Below are 20,092 nucleotides of genomic sequence, written 5' to 3'. Positions count from 1 at the left end.
GGCGGCAAGGCCGGTCGGCCACCGCCCGCGCGGATGTCGGATCAGCTGCGGACCAGCTGTTCGTAATCGTTGGCGATCTCGCGAGTCAGGTCGCCAACCTCGAAAGTATACTCGCCGATCTGGCCCACCGGCGTGACCTCGGCCGCGGTGCCGGTCAGCCAGCACTGTTCGAAATCGGCCATCTCCTCGGGCAGGATGTGGCGTTCGTGTACGGTGATGCCTTTGTCTTTCAGCATCTGGATCACCGTCTGGCGGGTAATCCCGTTCAGGAAGCAGTCGGCCAGCGGTGTATGCACTTCGCCATCCTTGACGAAGAATACGTTGGCACCGGTCGCCTCGGCCACATAGCCGCGGTAATCCATGAACAAGGCATCCGAACAGCCCTTGGCCTCGGCCTTGTGCTTGGAGATCGTGCAGATCATGTACAGCCCCGCCGCCTTGGCGTGGACCGGGATGGTTTCCGGGCTGGGCCGCTTCCATTCAGCGATGTCCAGCTTGGCGCCCTGCATCTTGGCGTCGCCGTAATAGGCGCCCCAGGGCCAGACCGCGATGGCCATCCGCACCGGGTTGCGCGCCGAGGCCACGCCCATGTCCTCGCCCGAACCGCGCCAGACCAGCGCGCGCACATATGCGTCCTTGAGGCCGCTTTTTTCCAGCGTTTCGGCCTTGGCTGCCTCGATCTGGTCGACCGTGTAAGGCATCGGCATGTCCAGCGCCTCGGCCGATTTGATCAACCGCTCGGAATGTTCGCGGCTTTTGAAGATCTTGCCGTTGTAGGCGCGCTCGCCCTCGAAGACCGAGCTGGCATAGTGCATCGCATGGGTCAGGACGTGCACCTTGGCATCGCGCCAGGGCACAAATTCGCCATCCATCCAGATGACACCGTCACGATCGTCATATCCCGCCATCCGAAACCTCCTGACCCGGGCCACATTTCCGATTGTTGCGCCACTTAGGTCCGACCCGGACACAAAATTGCGCAAAAACTGCGATTCGATACCTGTCCGCCCTTGGAATGTCAATAACGCTGACTTAAAGTCGGGGCGTGTAACGAATGAGGCCCGATATGTCCGAGATCCGCCCCGCCCCGGTCTTTGGCGGAGAAAGCCTGTTGTTTCTGACGGATGAACAGCTTCGCCAGGGGATCGAGGCGATGTTCTTCGCCTATCGCGGCTTTACCGCCGACCCCGACCGCATCTTGAGCGAAATGGCCTATGGCCGGGCGCATCACCGGGCGATCCATTTCATCAACCGTGCGCCGGGCACCACGGTGAACAACCTGCTGGCGATTCTGGGGGTGACCAAGCAGTCGCTGAACCGGGTGCTGCGCACGCTGATCGACGACGGCCTCGTCGAGAGCCGGGTCGGCACCGTCGACAAGCGCGAACGCCACCTGTACCTGACCGAAAAGGGCAAAGCGCTCGAGTCGCAGCTGTCGGACGCCCAGCGCGCCCGGATGCGCGCGGCCTACAAGGAGGCCGGCCCCGAGGCGGTTGCCGGGTTCCGCAAAGTTCTTGAAGCGATGATGGATGCTGATATGCGTCGGACTTACACGAAACTGCGGGATTCAACTTCATGAGCGATGTGGACGCCCACCTTCTGATCGTCGATGACGATGAACGCATCCGCGATCTGCTCAAGAAATTCTTGATGCGCAGCGGATTTCTGGTGACGGCGGCGCGTGATGCCGCCCATGCGCGGCGGGTCCTGTCGGGGCTGGATTTCGACCTGATCGTGATGGACGTGATGATGCCGGGCGAGGATGGCGTCAGCCTGACCCGGGCCCTGCGCGAAACGCATGACACGCCGATCCTGCTGCTGACGGCACGCGGCGAGACCGAGCACCGGATCGCCGGATTGGAAGCCGGGGCCGATGATTACCTGGCCAAGCCGTTCGAGCCCAAGGAGCTGCTGCTGCGGATCAACGCGATCCTGCGGCGGATGCCGGAAACCACGGCGCAGGATACGGCCGCCAAGATCCTGCATCTGGGGCCGATCCGCTATGACATCGAACGCGGCGAGATGTGGCAGGGCGAAGAGCCGGTGCGGCTGACCGCCACCGAAAGCCAGCTGATGAAGATCTTCTCGGCTCAGCCGGGCGAGCCGATCAGCCGGTCGAAGCTGGTCGAGGATCTGGGGCGCGACAAGGGGCAGGCGCAGGAACGCGCAGTGGACGTGCAGATCACGCGCCTGCGCCGCAAGATTGAGCAGGACCCGAAGCAGCCGCGCTATCTGCAGACGGTGCGGGGCGCAGGATATATGCTGGCGCCGGATTGATTTTGCCGCCGCCCGGCGTTTTCTTGCCTTCGGCGAGGATATTTTTGGCCAGATGAAGTTGGGGGAGTTTCATGAAAACCGCTGTTTTGACGCATGCCGACTGTCTGGGTCATGTCACCCCCGAGGGGCACCCCGAGCGGGTGGCCCGGCTGGAACATATCCTGCATGCGCTGGAGCCGCTGGACCTGCAGCGGGTGACCGCGCCGCTGGCGGCGGATGACGACCTGCTGCGCATCCATCCCGAGAGTTACATCCGCGAAATCCGTGACAGCCGCCCCACCGAGGGGTTCCGCCAGATCGACGGGGATACGTTCATGTCGCCCGGCTCGGTCGATGCGGCCTATCGGGCGGGGGGGGCCGTGGTGCGGGCGGTGGACATGGTGCTGGGCGGTGAGGCGCCGAATGCGTTCTGCGCCATTCGGCCGCCGGGCCATCACGCCGAACGGGAAACCGCCATGGGATTCTGCCTGTTCGGCAATGCTGCCCTGGCGGCGAAACATGCGCTGGACCATCACGGGCTGGATCGGGTCGCGGTGGTGGATTTCGACGTGCATCACGGCAATGGCACGCAGGATCTGCTGTGGGACGAGGCCCGCGCGCTGGTGATCACCAGCCAGCAGATGCCGCTGTGGCCGGGCTCGGGACGGCCGGATGAAACCGGGGCGCATAACACCATCGTGAACATTCCGCTGGCCCCCAGCACCGCCGGGGCCGAGATGCGCGCGGCCTACGAAGAGCTGGCCTTTCCCCGGCTGCGCGCGTTCAAGCCCGAGCTGATCATCATCTCGGCCGGATTCGACGCCCATCAGGACGATCCGCTGGCCAATCTGAATTGGTCCACCGACGACTTCGCCTGGATCACTGCGCAGCTGTGCCGGATCGCTGATGAGCTGTGTGGGGGCCGTATCGTCTCGACTTTGGAAGGCGGGTATGATCTGAACGCACTGGCCAAGGCCACACGCGCCCATGTTGAAGAACTGATGAAGGCAGCCCGATGACCGAGACCCCCGTTGAACAGATGACATTCGAACAGGCGATGAAAGAGCTGGAGGCCGTGGTCGGCCAGCTGGAGCGCGGCGACGTGGCGCTGGACCAGTCGATCGCCCTGTACGAGCGCGGCGCCAAGCTGAAGAAACGCTGCGAAGACGAGCTGAAGCGCGCCGAGGAGAAAGTGGCCGCCATCACGCTGGATGCCGATGGGCAGCCCACCGGGACGACACCTGTCGAAGGCCTGTAATGTTTTCCGAAAGGCTGGTTCAGGACGCTGCGCTGATCCAGGCGCAGTTCGATCTGGTTCTGGGTGCACTGGACGATGTCGATGTGACCCGCGCGATGGCCTATGCCACGCAGGGCGGCAAGCGGCTGCGCGGATTTCTGGTGCTGGAAAGCGCCCGACTGCACGGGATGGACGAGACCTGCGCGATCTGGCCAGCGACCGGTATCGAGGCGCTGCACGCCTACAGCCTGGTGCATGATGATCTGCCCTGCATGGACGATGATGACCTGCGGCGCGGTCGTCCGACCGTACACAAGCAATGGAACGACGGCATCGCGGTTCTGGCTGGCGACGCTTTGCAGGCGCTGGCGTTCGAGCTTTGCACCCGGCCCGAGGTCGGATCTGCAGGCGTTCGGGCCGAACTGGCGCTGACCCTCGCCCGGGCCAGCGGCGCCCAAGGCATGGTTCTGGGTCAGGCGTTGGACATCGCTGCCGAGTCTGCCGAACAGCCATTGACCCTGCCGGAAATCACGCATCTTCAGGCTGGCAAGACCGGGGCGCTGATCGAATGGTCGGCGTGCGCCGGTGCTGTTCTGTCGGAGGCTGATCCGACCCCATTGCGCCAATATGCCCGAGCGCTGGGTCTTGCCTTTCAGATCGCCGACGACATCCTTGATGTGGAGGGTGACAGCGAAAAGGCGGGCAAACGATTGCAGAAGGACGCACAGGCGGGCAAGGCAACTTTCGTTTCGCTGCTGGGTCTGGATGCGGCGAAGGCGCGCGCTGCCGAGCTGGTTGAGCAGGCCTGCGCCGCGTTGGACGCCTACGGACCGCGGGCCGAAACCTTGAAGGACGCCGCCCGCTTCGTTATTGCGCGTGAAAGCTAAACCGTAAGGGATGCCATGTCAGACCGTCCGAACACCCCGCTTCTGGACCTTGTGAACCGCCCGGCGGATCTCAAGCAGTTTTCGGACGCGCAGCTGCATCAGCTGGCACACGAGTTGCGGGCCGAGACGATTTCGGCCGTCTCGGTGACCGGCGGGCATCTGGGCGCGGGGCTGGGCGTGGTCGAGCTGACCGTGGCCCTGCACGCGGTGTTCGACACGCCGCGCGACAAGATCATCTGGGATGTCGGGCACCAGTGCTATCCGCACAAGATCCTGACCGAGCGGCGCGACCGCATCCGCACCCTGCGCCAGAAAGGCGGCCTCAGCGGGTTCACCAAGCGCAGCGAAAGCCCCTATGACCCGTTCGGCGCGGCGCACAGTTCGACCTCGATCAGCGCGGCGCTGGGCTTTGCCGTGGCGCGCGACCTGGGCGGGGTCACGCCCGAGGGGCTGGGCGACGCGATTGCCGTGATCGGCGACGGGTCGATGTCGGCCGGGATGGCCTTCGAGGCGATGAACAACGCCGGCCACCTGAAGAAACGCCTGATCGTGATCCTGAACGACAACGAGATGAGCATCGCCCCACCCGTGGGTGCGCTGTCGAACTATCTCTCGCGCATCTATGCCGAAGAGCCGTTCCACGATCTGAAGGCCGCCGCCAAGGGGGCGGTGTCGCTGCTGCCCGAACCGTTCCGCGAAGGCGCCAAGCGCGCCAAGGAGATGCTCAAGGGCATGGCGGTCGGCGGCACGCTGTTCGAAGAACTGGGATTCTCCTATGTCGGCCCGATCGACGGGCATGACCTGGACCAGCTGCTGCCAGTGCTGCGCACGGTCAAGGCGCGGGCGACCGGGCCGATTCTGATCCATGCGCTGACCAAAAAGGGCAGGGGCTATGCCCCGGCTGAGCAGGCCCGCGACAAGGGCCATGCCACCGCCAAGTTCGACGTGGTCACCGGCAAGCAGCAGAAGGCGCCGTCGAACGCGCCATCCTACACCTCGATCTTCGGCAATACCTTGGTGGACGAGGCCAGCCGGGACGACAAGATCGTGGCGGTGACCGCGGCGATGCCAGACGGCACCGGGCTGAACCTGTTCGCCGAACGCTACCCGTCGCGCTGTTTCGACGTGGCGATTGCCGAGCAGCACGGGGTCACGTTCTCGGCCGCGCTGGCGGCGGGCGGGCTGAAGCCGTTCTGCGCGATGTATTCCACCTTTTTGCAGCGCGGCTATGACCAGGTGGTGCATGACGTGGCGATCCAGCGCCTGCCTGTGCGCTTTGCCATCGACCGTGCGGGGCTGGTGGGTGCTGATGGCGCGACCCATGCCGGGTCGTTCGACATCGCCTACCTGTCCAACCTACCGGGCATGGTGGTGATGGCCGCCGCCGACGAGGCCGAACTGGTGCACATGGTCGCCACCGCCGCCGCCCATGACGAAGGACCGATCGCGTTCCGCTATCCGAGGGGCGAAGGCGTGGGCGTCGATCTGCCCGAACGCGGGCAGGTTCTGGAAATCGGCAAGGGCCGCCTGATCCAGTCGGGGGCGCGGGTGGCGATACTGTCCTTCGGCACGCGCCTGGCCGAAGTGCAGAAGGCCGCCGAATCTTTGGCCGCGCGCGGTATCACCCCGACCATCGCCGACGCCCGGTTCGCCAAGCCGCTGGACCGCGACCTGATCCTGGACCTAGCCGCCAACCACGAAGCGCTGATCACCATCGAAGAAGGCGCCATCGGCGGGTTCGGCAGCCACGTGGCGCAGCTGCTGGCGGATGAGGGCGTGTTCGACCGCGGACTGAAATACCGCTCGATGGTGCTGCCGGACATTTTCATCGACCAGGCCAGCCCTGCCGACATGTACGCGGTCGCGGGCATGAACGCCGAACAGATCGAAGCCAAGGTGCTTGCCGTTCTGGGCGTTGCATCAATCGGCGAAAAACGCGCCTGATCCCGACTGGATCATCGGCTGCCCTCAGCCCGAGCGGCACTCGGGTCGAACGACGGGTGAACAAGGTCAGTCGCCCTCCAGCAAAACCTCGCATCGGGGCCAACAACCGGTCTTGCCTACGCCCGTTGGACGGTTTAAACGATCCTTCGCACCGCATACCGCGCCCCCACCGGCACGGGTGCGCGTGGAAAAATGGGCCGCTGTAGCTCAGCTGGTAGAGCACGTCATTCGTAATGATGGGGTCGGGGGTTCGAGTCCCTTCAGCGGCACCATAGCTTCTTGGAACAAACTTCGGTGGTTTGCCGCCAGTTTTCCCGTCTGTTGCTTCGGTTCTTCAATTTATCTGCCGTGCAACCTTTCCGGAAGTTTGGGTTGCTCATCCGCGTGGCGGCCCTAACTCGACGGAAATGACGCAGACAAACGAACGCTCCCCCAGCCGGCTGATCTTGGTGCTGGGCGACCAACTGAGCCAAGACTTAAGCGCCTTGAGTCAGGCGGAGAAGGCGCGCGACACGGTGTTGATGGCCGAAGTCGCGGACGAGGCGGGATATGTCCCGCATCACAAAAAGAAGATCGCGTTTGTCTTTTCGGCGATGCGCCATTTCGCAGATGAGCTCGGTGCGGCGGGGTGGCAGGTTCGCTATGTCAAACTGGATGACCCTGACAATACCGGCTCCATCACAGGCGAGATCGCGCGGGCCATCGCGGATCTGTCGATTACAAACGTTCAGGTGACCGAGCCCGGCGAGTACCGGCTGAAAGCCGCCTTGCTGGAGTGGGCGGACCAGAGCCAAACCGATCTACATATGCTGGAAGATGACCGGTTTGTCGCCACGCACCAGGAGTTTCGCAATTGGGCGGAGAGACGCAAGCAGTTGCGGATGGAATATTTCTATCGCGAGATGCGGCGCAAAACGGGGCTGTTGATGAACGGCGACCAACCCGAAGGCGGGCGCTGGAACTTTGATGCGGAAAACCGCAAGCCCGCCACGTACGATCTGTTCATGCCCCAACCGCCCCGATCCGACCCGGATGACATCACCACCGAGGTTCTGAGCCTTGTCGAAACCCGGTTTGACGACAACTTCGGACAGCTGCGCCCGTTCTGGTTTGCGGTGACCCGCGCCGGCGCGCTCGAGGCGCTGGACCACTTCGTGGAACACGCTCTGCCTCTGTTCGGGGACCATCAGGACGCAATGCTACAGGCAGAACCGTTCCTCTATCACTCGGTCCTGTCGCATTACCTGAACGCGGGTCTGCTGGGGCCCATGGAGATCTGCCGGCAGGTCGAGCGTGCCTACTATGAAGGCCGCGCGCCTTTGAATGCGGTCGAGGGCTTTATCCGTCAGATCATCGGCTGGCGAGAATATGTTCGGGGCCTCTATCGGCTGAACATGCCCGGGTACACGGAACGCAACCACTTCGGGGCAACCCGCCCGCTGCCGGATTTCTACTGGACGGCCAAAACGGAAATGGCCTGCATGGCGGCCGCAATCGGGCAGACGCGCGACCACGCCTATGCCCACCATATCCAGCGCCTGATGGTGACTGGCAATTTCGCGATGCTGGCCGGGGTCGATCCGCACGAAGTCCACGAGTGGTACCTGGCGGTTTACGCCGATGCGTATGAATGGGTCGAGGCCCCCAACGTGATCGGAATGAGTCAATTCGCCGATGGCGGATTGCTTGGGTCAAAACCCTACGCAGCAAGCGGAAACTACATCAACAAGATGTCGGATCACTGTTCGCATTGCCGCTATGACGTGAAACGCAAGTTCGGTGCGAATGCCTGCCCTTTCAATCCACTGTATTGGGATTTCCTGGCACGCAACGCCGACAAGCTGCGTGGCAATCCCAGGTTGGGCCATGCCTACCGAACCTGGGACCGTATGGACCCCGAAAAACAGGCCCAATACCGCGACAGCGCGCGGGAGATACTCGACAGCCTCTAGCATTGGCCGGTCGAAGACGATCGGGCTCGGCGGCAACGCTGCGAGCAGTGGCGGACCTCGTCCCAGACCTTGGCCCATTTTCGCCGCCAAGTGAAAGGACGCCCGCATGTGGCGCAGGTTTTCGTCGGAAGATCCGACTTTTTCCGCATCCGCATCTAGTCCCCCAGATCCAATGACAATTGCGCCGGGTTGCGGGTGACCGCACGGCTGTTTCCTTTCCGCAAACGCCCCTTGCGGCTGCCATGCCGGGCCAAGACCTTCGCAGCCTCGTCCCGGAATCCGTCCCCGCGCCGCACCGCCCAGATCCGATCCCGGGCGAACCGGGCCGCCGCGACGTGATCGACGATGGGCATCGGGTAGCGTTTGCCCAGCACGGCACCTGCATTCTCGGCCTTCCACGGCTCTTGCAGATGGCGATCCGGGATATCCGCCAATTCCGGCAACCAACGGCGGGTAAAGGTCCCGGTCGGGTCCTGATCATGGCCCTGTTTCACCGAGTTGTAGATCCGCAGCGCGTTTATGCCCGTGGTGCCGGCCTGCATCTGCACCTGGCTCCAGTGGATGCCCGGTTCGTAATCGGTGAACAGGCGGGCGAGAACCTCACCGGGCGCGCGCCAGTCAAGCCACAGGTGATAGCTGGCCGTCGCCATAACCATCGCGCGCATTCGAAAGTTGAGCCACCCTGTTGCCCGCAAGTACCGCATGCATGCGTCAACAAATGGCAGGCCGGTCTCACCGTTGGCCCAGGCCTCCAGCCGATGCGAATCCGGGGCCGAGGGGCGGATCCCGTCATAGGCGCGATGCACGTTCTGGAACTCGATCCGGGGGTCATCCTCCAGTTTCTGGATAAAATGGCAGTGCCAATGCAGCCGGCCTTCGAACGAGGACATCGCCCCCCGCCACTGTTTGTCGGGGGTGTGGCTCAGCGCTTTTTGCCGCGCCCATGTGGCCTGCATCACCTCGCGCATCGACAGCGTTCCCCATGCCAGATGCGGGGACAGGCGCGAACACGCGTGTTCGCCCAGCTGAGGTGAAGACATCGCGCTGCGATAGGTCCGGGCGCGCGCGCTCAGGAATGTGGTCAACCGGTCCGACGCCGCCGTGTGGCCGCCCGACTGGCGCCGTGGACATGGGTCCGGGTGCAACCCCAATTCCGTGCTGGACGGGATCCCACCCGAGTCCATCGGGATGGGCCGCAATATGGGTGCGAGCGTGATCGGTTCGCTCATGAAGCGATCCCACTCTTTGGCCCAGCCATCGCGCGACGCCAGACGACGGCGAACCCCGTGATTGCGCGGCTGGTGCCAGGGAATACCCCGGGTTCGGCACCAGGACGCCACGCGTTTGTCCCGCTGAAAGGTCCAGTCGTTTCCCGTTTCTTCATGCGACCACAGGGCCGTGAGGTCGAAACTCTGCGCAAGATCGTCTAGGACCGACAGCATCTCGCCCGTCCGTACGATCAGGGGCTGGCCCAGTTCCGCAAGCTGCCTGCGCAGCTCGACCAGGGTTTCGTGGATGAACGCCCATTGGCGAGCGGACGTGTCGGGTTGGCGCCAAAGATCGGGTTCAACCACGTAAAGCGGCACCAGCGCCCCCCGCTGTGCCGCATGAGCCAGGGCACGATTGTCCTGCACCCTGAGATCCCGCTTGAACCAAACGATCTGCAAAACCGTTCTCCGAACCAAATCTGGGCAATAGCTAGTCTGGTCCGGCCAGCCCTCAACCGGGTTCAATGCGCCCCGGCAGGGACGGGACGCAAAAACCGCGCGGAACCGGTTCTGTCGTGGCCCGGTGCGACCGAAGCCTGTCGGCAAATGGGCAGGACAGTTTATAAATCGCTGTCTTGACGGGCGCTTTTTCGGTTGCAATGATCAAAACATGGGCGCTTTGAAAACTATTTTCGTTTCAGCACTATGCACTTTCTCATCCATCGGATTGCTTCATGCTGAAACCGACATGGTCAAATCGTTTGCCGGCTGCGCCGGGCGTTTTTCGGCCGAGATGGAGCATGCCTGGCTTCTGAACGACCCCAAGGCGCAGGACTATGAGTTGCTTCGCGGCGGTTTCGTGTCCTTGCTTGAGGCGACCGTGACGGCAGAGGAGGCCGAACTGGTCCTGAGCCACCGGGTGAACTCAAAACACGCTCATGCGCGATTGCTCCATACGGCGACCTTTGGCTCGGAAATCACGGCGGCCAGCGCCGCGCGGCAAACGGCCAGCGACCTTCTGGATCAGTGCAGCCTGCTGATACTGGGCGGCGTCTGAGACCACCCTTCGCTGCAGCGCCGCATTTTTGGGCGAACCATGCGGCACCGCCGCAAATTTGGGCAACACGCTGAATCAATCCAGAAACTCGTGCCACCGGACTCTGAGCCCCGGCAAAAGCTGACCTAGCAATGTGGTGCGCCGAAAGACGGCTTGGAAAATGTGCGAAGGTGCCCGGCCTAGGAACCTGATGACGCCCTCGCACACCGCAATTAAGCGTGGGGGGTATATGGGATGTTTCGACGTTCCGGACAAGCCTGCTGCGCATCGCACAAAAGGAAACGCTGATGCACTCCAAACTACTCAACACTACTGCTGCTGTATTGTTCGCAACCGCGCTGCCCGCACTGGCCGATTGCCCGATCAAAGTGGGCGTTCTGCACTCATTGTCCGGTACGATGGCCATCTCCGAGACCACGCTGAAAGACACGATGGAGATGCTGGTCGAACAGCAGAACGAAGCTGGTGGCCTGCTGGGCTGCGAGTTGGAAGCCGTAGTTGTCGACCCCGCCTCGGACTGGCCGCTGTTTGCCGAGAAAGCGCGCGAACTGCTGACCGTCCACGAAGTTGACGTGATCTTTGGCAACTGGACATCGGTCTCCCGCAAATCCGTGTTGCCGGTCATCGAAGAGCTCAACGGTTTGCTGTTCTATCCGGTTCAGTACGAAGGCGAAGAAAGCTCGAAGAACGTCTTCTACACCGGTGCCGCACCGAACCAGCAGGCGATCCCCGCAACGGACTACTTCCTTGAGGAACTGGGGGTCGAGAAATTCGCCCTTTTGGGCACCGACTACGTGTATCCGCGCACGACGAACAACATCCTCGAAAGCTATCTGAAGCAGAAAGGCATCGCCGAAGAGGACATCTTCGTGAACTACACCCCCTTTGGCCATTCCGACTGGTCCAAGATCGTGGCGGATGTCGTTGCGCTGGGCGCGGATGGCAAGAAAGTCGGCGTTATCTCGACCATCAACGGCGACGCGAATGTGGGCTTCTACAAGGAACTGGCCGCCGCAGGTATCTCGGCGGATGACATCCCAGTAGTTGCCTTCTCGGTCGGCGAGGAAGAATTGGCCGGTCTGGACACAACCAACCTTGTCGGGCATCTGGCGGCGTGGAACTACTTCCAGTCGGCAGAGAGCGAAGCGAACGAGGCCTGGGTTGCCGCCTGGAAAGCCCGCATGGGCGAAGATCGGGTGACCAACGATCCGATGGAAGCGCATTACATCGGGTTCAACATGTGGGTGAACGCCGCGACCGAGGCGGGCTCGACGGATGTCGATGCCGTGCGCGCGGCCATGTACGGCCAGGAATTCCCGAACCTGACCGGCGGCACGGCCGTCATGCTGCCGAACCACCACCTCGCCAAGCCGGTTCTGATCGGCGAAATCCAGGAAGACGGTCAGTTCGACATCATCAGCCAGACCGAAGAGGTTCCGGGCGATGCCTGGACGGATTTCCTGCCCGAATCCGCGGTTCTGGTCTCGGATTGGAAAGAGCTGGGTTGCGGTATGTACAACACCGAAACGAAAAGCTGCGTACAGATCAAATCGAACTACTAAGATCTGAACCGGAACACCTCGGGGCGCATCACATGTGCCCCGGGGCCCAATGCCGAGGTCTCCCCAAATGACGCTTTCGATTTGCCGGGCTTTGTTTGCCCTGCTGCTGTTCGTGGCCCCTGGTCTTTTGCAAGCCCAATCCTCCGACGCGCCGGTGCAGAAGCTTTTGCAGGCCCATGCGGAGGTCATTCAAAAATCCTCTCGCAAGACGATCGGCCCGGCAATTGACGCCCTGGCGCAGAGCGGATTGCCCGAGGCACAAACCGTCCTCGAGCGGTGGCAGGCCAAGGACATGTGGTACAACCGGGATACGGGCCTTTTCGTTTTTGCGTCCAAAGCCGATGGCGGTTTGCGGGTTTTCGACATCTCGGATGGGGCCGAGATCGGTGTCGTCGACAAGAAGAACTACAAACAACTCAAGCCGAACTCGGGCATTCGCGGGTTGATCGCTTCGGCGCTGGTGCAGTTTCAATTGAACGACCCCGACCCGCTGAACCGAAGCGCAGCGCTGACGGCAATCGAGCGGGACGCGGAACCCTCGCACCTATCCGCCTTGCGCGGCGCCATGGCCGGAGAGCAGGACGCGGATCTGCGGGCCCGCAAGGACCGGCTCGAGCGTCTGTTGACGATCCGGTTTGATGATGACGCGGCCGCCAGGCTGGCTGCAATCGACAGCTTCGCAGGCGATCTGGGCGTTGACGTGCGCGCAACGCTCAATCCCCTTGTTGCATCTGAAATCAAGGTGTCCGACACGGTTCCGGATGGCGCTGTGACCATCGAGGCCGGGTCCGACGAACTGACACAGAAACAAGCCTATGACCTGTTGGTTGAGAACGGGTTGGCACCGGCCCTGGTGGACGACGGCACCATCAAAGAGACCCTGATTTCGAATATTGACGGTGACAGAGTAGCAGGCGTCCAGTTGGCAAGTCTGGACGAAGATGCTGCACGACAAGCGGCATACCAACTGCTGGCCGATCAGGGGCTCGCCGCTCCGCTGGTGACGCAGGACGACATCGCCGAGGCCGTGCAACAGTACAAGTTCTACCGGGTCTACACCTCGGCACCGTTGCCGGTGGCGCTGGCCGCGCAGGCCGTGCTGGACAATATCGAGACGCAAGTCGCTCTCAACCAGACGGCGGATCTGGTTCTGGATGCGTTGTCTCTCGCCTCGATCTATTTCCTTGCCGCCATCGGCCTTGCCATCACTTTCGGCGTCATGGGCGTCATCAACATGGCGCATGGTGAGTTCATCATGATGGGCGCCTATACCGGATATGTGGTTCAACTGTTCATTCCGGACCTGACCCTGTCGATCATTGTCGCCATTCCCTGCGCATTCCTGGTGACCTTCGGCGCCGGTGTTCTACTGGAACGTCTGGTCATTCGCTGGCTGTACCACCGTCCGCTGGAGACGCTGCTTGCGACCTTCGGTGTTTCCATCGCGCTGCAGCAACTGGCCAAGAACATCTTTGGAACCCAGGCGCGTCCCCTGACCGCCCCGGCCTGGCTGGACGGTTCGATGGTGCTGAACGATATCGTCTCCATCAGTTACATCCGCATCGCGATCTTTGTTCTGGCGCTGCTGTTCCTCGCGCTTTTCCTCATCGTCATGAACCGGACCAGGCTGGGGCTTGAGGTGCGCGCCGTGACGCAAAACCCGCGCATGGCGTCCTCGATGGGTATCAATCCCGACCGGATCAACATGCTGACCTTCGGCTTTGGCTCGGGCATCGCGGGCATTGCCGGCGTGGCGATCGGGCTTTACGCAAAGGTCACGTCCGAGATGGGTTCCGACTATATCGTGCAAAGCTTCATGACAGTGGTCGTGGGCGGTGTGGGCAACATCTGGGGGACGCTGCTGGGGGCCACGATGGTCGGCACGCTGCAGAAGGGGATCGAGTGGCTCAACCCGTCCAATACCCTGGCGGCGCAGACCTACATGATCTTGTTCATCATCCTGTTCATTCAATTCCGGCCGCGCGGCATCATCGCGCTCAAGGGTCGGGCGGCGGAAGCGTGATATGGCTGACATGACATCCACAGCCGGCCCGATGCGAAAGCCATTTGTGCTGCGCTATCCCTCGGTCGCGATCTTCTTGATCATTCTGGCGCTGTTCACGGCGACCATAACAGTGCTGGGCGAAGGGTTCGGGATCGGCCTGATATCCACCAGCTTCGTCAAGACATTGGGCAAGACCCTCTGCCTGTGCCTTGCGGCCCTGGCGATGGACCTGGTGTGGGGCTACACGGGCATCCTGTCCCTAGGGCATATGGCCTTCTTCGGTATCGGCGGATACGCCATCGGCATGTGGCTGATGTACGCGCGGACCGAGATCATAGTGATCGAAAGCCTCGCGTCCTCGGCCTTGCCACCAACGGCCCAGGAAATTTCTGACGGCATCGCCACCCAGATCTTCGGTGTCGTCGGCGCATCCGAGTTCCCACCGATCTGGGCTGTTGCGCATTCGCTGCCCTTGCAACTGGCTGCGGTCGTACTGGTACCCGGCTTGCTGGCCCTTGTGTTCGGGTGGCTGGCCTTCCGCAGCCGCGTGACCGGGGTCTACCTGTCGATCCTGACACAGGCGATGACGCTGGCGTTGTCGCTGTACCTGTTTCAGAACGACAGCGGGCTGCGCGGGAACAACGGCCTGTCGGGTCTGCAGAATTTGCCGGGTCTGGATTCGGTGCCGCAATCGACGGTTTCGATCCTGTTCTTCTGGGCGTCGGCCCTCGCGCTGGGGCTGGGCTATCTGGTCTGTGCCTGGATGGTGTCCGGCAAGTTCGGATCGGTCATTCGCGCCATCCGAGACGACGAAAGCCGGGTTCGGTTCCTTGGATATTCGGTCGAAGCCTACAAGCTGTTCATCTTCACTTTTACCGCCGTGATCTGCGGCATCGCGGGTGCTCTGTATTACCCCCAAGCCGGCATCATCAATCCAGCCGAGATCGCGCCCATTGCATCAATCTACCTGGCCGTCTGGGTGGCGATCGGCGGACGGGGGCGTCTGTACGGAGCGGTGATCGGCGCGGCATTCGTTTCTCTGCTGTCCACCTGGTTCACGGGTGGTCAGGCCCCCGACATCTCGCTGGGGTTCTATACGATCCAATGGGTCGACTGGTGGACCATCCTGCTTGGGCTGTCATTTGTCGCGGTCACATTGTTTGCGCCTCGGGGCATCGGCGGCCTGATCGACAGGTTTGCCGAGCGGCGCGCCCCGGATCGCCACGGCGCCGATCTGGGGCCGGACCTTGGGTCGCTGCGCGAAAAGGAGGCCGACGAATGAGCACGTTGCTTGAAGTCTCCGGCGTGTCCGTAACCTTCGACGGATTCAAAGCCATCAACAACCTGACATTCCAGATTGGCCCAGCCGAAATGCGCGCGGTCATCGGCCCGAACGGGGCGGGCAAGACGACGTTCATGGACATCATTACCGGCAAGACCAAACCGGATGACGGCCATGTCCTGTGGGGTGACAAATCCGTGTCGCTCCTGTCGATGAGCGAAAGCCAGATTGCCCAGGCCGGCATCGGCCGAAAGTTCCAGCGCCCCACCGTCTTCGAGGACCAGAGCGTTCGCGAGAACCTGATGCTGGCCCTCAGGAACAAACGCGGCCCGCTGGCGGTCCTGCGGTTTCGGGCCGGACAGTCGGATCATCAGAAGGTCGCTGACCTGGCAGAGGAAATCGGACTGCAGAATGCCTTGAACCGCAAGGCGGGTGAGTTGAGCCACGGCCAGAAGCAGTGGCTTGAGATCGGCATGCTGCTGGCGCAGGATCCGCAGTTGCTGCTGGTCGATGAGCCGGCCGCCGGAATGACCCCCGCCGAGCGCGAGCACACGACTGACATTCTTGTCGCGGCCGCAAAATCCCGCGCCGTGGTGGTGGTTGAACATGACATGGAGTTCGTCCGCCGCCTGAACTGCAAGGTCACGGTGCTTCACGAGGGGTCGGTTCTGGCCGAAGGGTCGCTGGACCACGTCACCAATAATGACAAAGTGATTGAGGTGTATCTTGGCCGCTGAGCTTCTGGAAATCTCGGACCTGTCCCTGCACTACGGCGGCAGCCAGATCCTGAGCGGGATCGACATCACCGCGCGTCAGGGTCAGGTCACCTGCGTGATGGGCACCAACGGCGTCGGCAAGACCAGCCTGTTGAAAGCCATCTCCGGAACGCACCCCCGCAGCGGCGGTGAATACCGGCTTGGCGGCGAGCAGATCGGCAAGGCCACATCCTATGAGCTGGCTCGAAAAGGTGTGGCCTATGTTCCGCAAGGACGAGAAATCTTTCCGTTTCTGACGGTCCGCGAGAACCTGGAAACCGGTTTTGCCTGCCTGCCCCGCAGCGAACACAGGATACCTGACTACATCTTCGAACTGTTCCCGATTCTCAAAGAGTTCCTGTCGCGGCGCGGTGGTGATCTGTCAGGCGGTCAGCAGCAGCAGCTCGCAATTGCGCGGGCCTTGATCACGAAACCCAGGCTGCTTTTGCTGGATGAACCAACCGAGGGCATCCAGCCCAACATCATCAAGCAGATCGGCGAAGTCATCCGCCTGCTGCGCGATCAAGGTGAGATGGCGATTGTCCTGGTCGAGCAGTATTTTGATTTCGCGTATTCCCTGGGCGACAGTTTTCTGGTGCTGGAACGCGGGTCGCCATTCCTCAAAGGGTCAAAATCCGAACTTGGCCAGCAGCAGCTCAGGGCGGCCGTTTCGGTTTGACCTTACCGGCCCAGTGCTTCGGGCAGGTATTCCACCAAGGCCCGCTGCACGACGGCAAACCGCGGCGTCCGCGCAATCTCTTCAAGCGTGGCTACCCACAGAGGAACCTCGATTTCCGGATCCATGTCCGGCGCCCGCCGCAACCGCGGGTCCGCATCACCGATGAACGTCGGCAGAAACGCCTTGCCGACGCCTGTCGCAGCCATCTGCTGGAGCACAAGGAAACTGTCCGCGCCGATGGTGGTGTCTTCATCCCGCACATGTTCGGCCATCCATCTGGCCGGGACCGAACCGCTCAGCGCCCCATCCAAACGCATCCATTTTCGGTAGGAGGACCCATCGTCGTAGACCCCGAAGGCCAACGCGCCAGCGCGCTCGCCCACCAAGTCTTCGCCCAGGCGGATTGATGGACGCACGGCAATGTCCGCGGTCAGCCGCGACAGGTCATGGTGATTGTTCCCGCTCAGCAGACTCAGCTCCAGACCCGGATAAAGGGCAGAAATGCGGTTCAGTATCCCGGGCAGTACAAGCTGGCAAAGGCTGTCGGTCGAGGCAATCCGCACCCGCCCGGTCGGCGAACGGTCCGCGCCCACGATTGCCCGTTCGACCGAAAGCACCGCGTCCTCGACATTTTCCATGGCCGAAAGAATGGCCCTGGCCTCGGGCAGCGCGCTGTAGCCCGACGGGTTCTTTTGGAAGATCACGCACCCATGGCGTCGTTCAAACGCGGCCACCCTGCGCAGCACCGTTGCATGGGTCACGCCCAGCGCTGTGGCCGCTGCGTTCAACGAGCCGTGCCGGCTGACGGCGAGGGCGTATCGGATGTCATCCCAGTTTTGATTGTTCATAAGTTAACAAGAAACGCAGAGAAATAAACAATTACAAGAAATTTCGATCAAGCTACCATTCGGCACATTCATGTGGGAGAGATACCATGATCAAGAAATTCTCAATCCTTGCGGCGAGTTTGATTTCTGTGGCCGTTATTGGCACGGCCGTAGCCCAGGAAAGCGAAAACCCGGCCGTCAAGGCGCGGAAGGCCGTCATGCAGCTGTATGCGTTCAATCTGGGCACGCTTGGCGGCATGGCCAAAGGCGAAGTGGAATACAACGCCGAGGCCGCAACGCGCGCGGCCAACAACCTGGTTGCCGTGACGCAGATCGATCAGTCGGCCATGTGGCCAGCCGGGTCCGACAATGTCTCCGACCCATCTTCTCGGGCGCTTCCGGCGATCTGGGAGAACTTCCCGGATGTCAGCGCCAAGGGTCAGGCAATGGCTGAAGCCGCGGTTGCGATGCAGGCCGCCGCCGGGCAAGATGTCGAAGCGCTGAAAGCAGCGATGGGACCATTGGGTGGAGCCTGTTCGGCATGTCACAAGGCATACAGAGCCCCAAAGAACTGACAAGGCCCTGACGGTGCGGCGGCTTCTGTCGATTGCCGCGGGCGTCGCGGTCGTGGCCGGGCTGACCGGTCTGGTTCTGACCCGACCGCAACACGTCGATCCGGCCGAGTTGGACGGTATTGCCCCTGATCTTGTCAGGGGCGAGACCGTGTTCTTTGCGGCCGGATGCGCCTCGTGCCATTCAGCGCCGAACTCCGAGGGTGAGGAAAAGCTGGTGCTGGCGGGCGGACGCCGGTTCGAGACAGATTTCGGTACGTTCATAGCTCCGAACATATCCAGCGACCCAGAAGCCGGGATTGGGTCATGGTCGGCGCTGGAACTGGCGGATGCCCTGATCTACGGAACCGGGCCGGACGGGCAACACTATTACCCGGCCTTCCCTTACACGACCTATACGAACATGACGCCGGAGGACGTCGTGTCGCTGCGCGCATTCCTCGGCACCCTGCCGGCCGCCTCGCAGGAAAGCAGAGCGCACGAGGTCGGTTTCCCCTTCAACATCCGGCGAAGCTTGGGCGGCTGGAAGCTTCTCTACCTTGAACCAGGGTGGGTGGTGGACGGTAATCTTGATGTGCAGCAGCAGCGCGGACGCTACCTAGTCGAAGCCTTGGGCCATTGCGCCGAGTGCCACACGCCCAGAGATGGCCTTGGCGGCTTGAGCCGGGATCAATGGCTGACGGGTGCGCCAAATCCCAGCGGAAAAGGGCGCATCCCCGGCCTGACCACCAACCACCTGGATTGGTCCGAAGCCGACATCGCCGAATATCTGAAGTCCGGTTTCACTCCGGACTATGACAGCGCCGGCGGAGAGATGGCCGAGGTCATCGAGAACACTTCCCGTCTGTCCGATGAGGACCGGTTGGCGATTGCCGCATATCTCAAGGTTGTTCCGGTACCGGCCAACGACGCCACAACAGACTGAGCCGACGCCCACATCCCCCGGCAACCTACGAGCCTTGGCGGTTCGCCAGTCGACGTGATCTTGGCACCTTGTGCCTTTTCGCTTCCCCCTTCGGACGTTTGGTTGGAAATTCGTCAGACCTAAGCCCGATGTGGACGGATCCAACCCGCTTTAGCCTCCCTTCGACAACCAGACATTTGTCGAACAGCAAAGGAGGCTGAAATGATTGCGAACCGGAAACTGGGACAACTTCTCAGCACTGTGGCACTGGCGACGTTGATTTCGGCGGCGCCATACACTCCCAAGTTCAGCACCGAGGGCGGCTTACAGCTTGAGCCCGCTTACGCGTTTGCCAAAAGCGGCAAAGGCAAAAGTGGCAGCGGTCGGGACGACGATGATGACGATGACGATCGGGACGATGATGACGACGACCGGGATGACGACGACGATGATGATCGGGATGATGACGACGACGATGACGACGATCGATCAAGTCGCAGCGGCAGCAAAAAGGGATCGTCGCAATCCGGAAGCGCCGCGACCGGGTCGGCCGGCATAACCAAGGTCGAGACAACTGCGAACGGGATCGAAGTTCGCTATGCGGACGGAACAAAGGAAGAAATCGAAAACGGCAGATACGAGAGAAAGAATGCTCAGAATCGGACCGTTGAGGAACGGCCAGCCACAGGTGCCGATATCTCAAGGCTTCGTTCCCTGGCGAACGGCATTTCGATCAAGAATGTAAGCGCATCCGGGCAAGGTGGTACGGCCGGAAGCCGCCCCACAAAGATCGAACGTCAAGGCAACAACATCGAAGTCAACTACGCCAACGGCTGGAAAGAAGAGATCGAGCTCGGGCGCTACGAGCTGAAAGACCCCTTCAACCGGACCGTTGTGGAAAGAACAGCCACGGCCGCAGACATCCGGAGGCTGCAATCGGTCGCGAACTGACGAACAGCGCGAAT

General features: G+C 61.9%; 20 protein-coding genes and 1 tRNA gene. 17 read left to right on the top strand and 4 right to left on the bottom strand.

Translation table 11 applies throughout. From position 1 onward, the window contains the following. Positions 1-41 precede the first annotated feature (41 nt). The gene (locus ACR0MM_RS10805) at positions 42-908 is read right to left on the bottom strand and encodes a branched-chain amino acid aminotransferase (RefSeq protein WP_170340845.1); all 867 of its coding nucleotides are present in this window, start codon (positions 906-908) and stop codon (positions 42-44) included. Between the two features lie 158 nt (positions 909-1,066). On the opposite strand from ACR0MM_RS10805, the gene ACR0MM_RS10800 reads away from it, so the two are divergent. The 8 genes from ACR0MM_RS10800 to ACR0MM_RS10765 all read left to right on the top strand — a co-directional run bounded on the left by ACR0MM_RS10800 (position 1,067) and on the right by ACR0MM_RS10765 (position 8,276). Then, on the top strand, positions 1,067-1,579 hold the full coding sequence (locus tag ACR0MM_RS10800) for a MarR family winged helix-turn-helix transcriptional regulator (protein ID WP_480696080.1): 513 nt from the start codon (positions 1,067-1,069) through the stop codon (positions 1,577-1,579). Next, a complete protein-coding gene (locus tag ACR0MM_RS10795) occupies positions 1,576-2,277 on the top strand; it encodes a response regulator (RefSeq protein ID WP_093964013.1) in 702 nt (233 codons plus the stop codon). Before ACR0MM_RS10800 ends, ACR0MM_RS10795 begins: the two co-directional genes overlap by 4 nt. A gap of 71 nt (positions 2,278-2,348) precedes the next feature. After that, entirely contained in the window at positions 2,349-3,275 is a 927-nt protein-coding gene (locus tag ACR0MM_RS10790) for a histone deacetylase family protein (RefSeq protein ID WP_480696078.1), read from the top strand. Next, positions 3,272-3,514, top strand: coding sequence for an exodeoxyribonuclease VII small subunit (locus ACR0MM_RS10785; RefSeq protein ID WP_005979588.1), 243 nt, complete (start codon positions 3,272-3,274; stop codon positions 3,512-3,514). The genes ACR0MM_RS10790 and ACR0MM_RS10785 overlap by 4 nt, the downstream gene beginning before the upstream one ends. Continuing rightward, positions 3,514-4,380, top strand: coding sequence for a polyprenyl synthetase family protein (locus ACR0MM_RS10780; protein ID WP_480696076.1), 867 nt, complete (start codon positions 3,514-3,516; stop codon positions 4,378-4,380). The genes ACR0MM_RS10785 and ACR0MM_RS10780 overlap by 1 nt, the downstream gene beginning before the upstream one ends. A 15-nt stretch (positions 4,381-4,395) precedes the next feature. Next, a complete protein-coding gene (gene dxs / locus ACR0MM_RS10775) occupies positions 4,396-6,324 on the top strand; it encodes a 1-deoxy-D-xylulose-5-phosphate synthase (protein WP_480696074.1) in 1,929 nt (642 codons plus the stop codon). Positions 6,325-6,520: 196 nt separating this feature from the next. Next, positions 6,521-6,596, top strand: a tRNA-Thr gene (locus ACR0MM_RS10770). Between the two features lie 135 nt (positions 6,597-6,731). Next, a complete protein-coding gene (locus ACR0MM_RS10765) occupies positions 6,732-8,276 on the top strand; it encodes a cryptochrome/photolyase family protein (RefSeq protein WP_480696072.1) in 1,545 nt (514 codons plus the stop codon). Here the strand turns inward: ACR0MM_RS10765 and ACR0MM_RS10760 are convergent. Both ACR0MM_RS10760 and ACR0MM_RS10755 read right to left on the bottom strand, forming a co-directional pair. Next, on the bottom strand, positions 8,273-8,425 hold the full coding sequence (locus tag ACR0MM_RS10760; RefSeq protein ID WP_217356156.1) for a DUF2256 domain-containing protein: 153 nt from the start codon (positions 8,423-8,425) through the stop codon (positions 8,273-8,275). The two genes, ACR0MM_RS10765 and ACR0MM_RS10760, sit on opposite strands and share 4 nt — an antisense overlap. Before the next feature lie 6 nt (positions 8,426-8,431). Continuing rightward, complete coding sequence (locus ACR0MM_RS10755) at positions 8,432-9,943, bottom strand: FAD-binding domain-containing protein (RefSeq protein ID WP_480696070.1); 1,512 nt, start codon at positions 9,941-9,943, stop codon at positions 8,432-8,434. A gap of 289 nt (positions 9,944-10,232) precedes the next feature. Here ACR0MM_RS10755 and ACR0MM_RS10750 point away from each other — a divergent pair, with 289 nt between their 5' ends. The 6 genes from ACR0MM_RS10750 to urtE all read left to right on the top strand — a co-directional run bounded on the left by ACR0MM_RS10750 (position 10,233) and on the right by urtE (position 16,824). Then, entirely contained in the window at positions 10,233-10,541 is a 309-nt protein-coding gene (locus ACR0MM_RS10750) for a hypothetical protein (RefSeq protein ID WP_480696068.1), read from the top strand. Between the two features lie 287 nt (positions 10,542-10,828). Continuing rightward, positions 10,829-12,103 (top strand): urea ABC transporter substrate-binding protein, encoded by a 1,275-nt coding sequence (urtA, locus tag ACR0MM_RS10745; protein ID WP_170443946.1) that lies wholly within the window; start codon positions 10,829-10,831, stop codon positions 12,101-12,103. Positions 12,104-12,170: 67 nt separating this feature from the next. After that, a complete protein-coding gene (urtB, locus tag ACR0MM_RS10740) occupies positions 12,171-14,126 on the top strand; it encodes an urea ABC transporter permease subunit UrtB (RefSeq protein WP_480696065.1) in 1,956 nt (651 codons plus the stop codon). A 10-nt stretch (positions 14,127-14,136) separates the two neighbouring features. After that, the gene (urtC, locus tag ACR0MM_RS10735) at positions 14,137-15,390 is read left to right on the top strand and encodes an urea ABC transporter permease subunit UrtC (RefSeq protein WP_437342538.1); all 1,254 of its coding nucleotides are present in this window, start codon (positions 14,137-14,139) and stop codon (positions 15,388-15,390) included. Beyond that, positions 15,387-16,127: an urea ABC transporter ATP-binding protein UrtD gene (gene urtD, locus ACR0MM_RS10730; RefSeq protein ID WP_480696063.1), complete on the top strand. Its 741-nt coding sequence runs from the start codon at positions 15,387-15,389 to the stop codon at positions 16,125-16,127. Before urtC ends, urtD begins: the two co-directional genes overlap by 4 nt. After that, positions 16,117-16,824, top strand: a complete 708-nt coding sequence (gene urtE, locus ACR0MM_RS10725) for an urea ABC transporter ATP-binding subunit UrtE (protein WP_170340825.1) — start codon at positions 16,117-16,119, stop codon at positions 16,822-16,824. The genes urtD and urtE overlap by 11 nt, the downstream gene beginning before the upstream one ends. Before the next feature lie 2 nt (positions 16,825-16,826). Here urtE and ACR0MM_RS10720 read toward each other — a convergent pair whose 3' ends face one another. Further along, the gene (locus tag ACR0MM_RS10720) at positions 16,827-17,672 is read right to left on the bottom strand and encodes a LysR family transcriptional regulator (RefSeq protein ID WP_480696061.1); all 846 of its coding nucleotides are present in this window, start codon (positions 17,670-17,672) and stop codon (positions 16,827-16,829) included. Between the two features lie 86 nt (positions 17,673-17,758). Between ACR0MM_RS10720 and ACR0MM_RS10715 the strand changes: the two genes are divergently transcribed. From ACR0MM_RS10715 to ACR0MM_RS10705, 3 genes are all read left to right on the top strand, one after another. Next, entirely contained in the window at positions 17,759-18,226 is a 468-nt protein-coding gene (locus ACR0MM_RS10715; RefSeq protein ID WP_170370342.1) for a c-type cytochrome, read from the top strand. A 13-nt stretch (positions 18,227-18,239) separates the two neighbouring features. Next, on the top strand, positions 18,240-19,148 hold the full coding sequence (locus ACR0MM_RS10710; protein WP_170438986.1) for a c-type cytochrome: 909 nt from the start codon (positions 18,240-18,242) through the stop codon (positions 19,146-19,148). 201 nt (positions 19,149-19,349) lie between these two features. Then, a complete protein-coding gene (locus ACR0MM_RS10705; RefSeq protein WP_480696058.1) occupies positions 19,350-20,078 on the top strand; it encodes a hypothetical protein in 729 nt (242 codons plus the stop codon). Positions 20,079-20,092: the final 14 nt, after the last annotated feature.

It is taken from the genome of Ruegeria sp. BC6, assembly GCF_056539185.1.
Note: the sequence above shows the minus strand (reverse complement) of the source record. Positions and strands in the feature narration are given on the sequence as shown.

What these genes read in the sequence shown, in the direction of transcription:
- ACR0MM_RS10785 (WP_005979588.1), top strand. Translation starts at nt 3,272, where the DNA reads ATGACCGAGACCCCCGTTGAACAGATGACATTCGAACAGGCGATGAAA.
- ACR0MM_RS10750 (WP_480696068.1), top strand. Translation starts at nt 10,233, where the DNA reads ATGGTCAAATCGTTTGCCGGCTGCGCCGGGCGTTTTTCGGCCGAGATG.
- ACR0MM_RS10715 (WP_170370342.1), top strand. Translation starts at nt 17,759, where the DNA reads ATGATCAAGAAATTCTCAATCCTTGCGGCGAGTTTGATTTCTGTGGCC.
- ACR0MM_RS10720 (WP_480696061.1), bottom strand. Translation starts at nt 17,672, where the DNA reads ATGAACAATCAAAACTGGGATGACATCCGATACGCCCTCGCCGTCAGC.
- ACR0MM_RS10780 (WP_480696076.1), top strand. Translation starts at nt 3,514, where the DNA reads ATGTTTTCCGAAAGGCTGGTTCAGGACGCTGCGCTGATCCAGGCGCAG.
- ACR0MM_RS10805 (WP_170340845.1), bottom strand. Translation starts at nt 908, where the DNA reads ATGGCGGGATATGACGATCGTGACGGTGTCATCTGGATGGATGGCGAA.
- dxs (WP_480696074.1), top strand. Translation starts at nt 4,396, where the DNA reads ATGTCAGACCGTCCGAACACCCCGCTTCTGGACCTTGTGAACCGCCCG.
- urtD (WP_480696063.1), top strand. Translation starts at nt 15,387, where the DNA reads ATGAGCACGTTGCTTGAAGTCTCCGGCGTGTCCGTAACCTTCGACGGA.
- urtA (WP_170443946.1), top strand. Translation starts at nt 10,829, where the DNA reads ATGCACTCCAAACTACTCAACACTACTGCTGCTGTATTGTTCGCAACC.
- ACR0MM_RS10795 (WP_093964013.1), top strand. Translation starts at nt 1,576, where the DNA reads ATGAGCGATGTGGACGCCCACCTTCTGATCGTCGATGACGATGAACGC.
- ACR0MM_RS10765 (WP_480696072.1), top strand. Translation starts at nt 6,732, where the DNA reads ATGACGCAGACAAACGAACGCTCCCCCAGCCGGCTGATCTTGGTGCTG.
- urtB (WP_480696065.1), top strand. Translation starts at nt 12,171, where the DNA reads ATGACGCTTTCGATTTGCCGGGCTTTGTTTGCCCTGCTGCTGTTCGTG.
- ACR0MM_RS10790 (WP_480696078.1), top strand. Translation starts at nt 2,349, where the DNA reads ATGAAAACCGCTGTTTTGACGCATGCCGACTGTCTGGGTCATGTCACC.
- ACR0MM_RS10800 (WP_480696080.1), top strand. Translation starts at nt 1,067, where the DNA reads ATGTCCGAGATCCGCCCCGCCCCGGTCTTTGGCGGAGAAAGCCTGTTG.
- ACR0MM_RS10705 (WP_480696058.1), top strand. Translation starts at nt 19,350, where the DNA reads ATGATTGCGAACCGGAAACTGGGACAACTTCTCAGCACTGTGGCACTG.
- ACR0MM_RS10760 (WP_217356156.1), bottom strand. Translation starts at nt 8,425, where the DNA reads ATGCGGAAAAAGTCGGATCTTCCGACGAAAACCTGCGCCACATGCGGG.
- urtC (WP_437342538.1), top strand. Translation starts at nt 14,137, where the DNA reads ATGACATCCACAGCCGGCCCGATGCGAAAGCCATTTGTGCTGCGCTAT.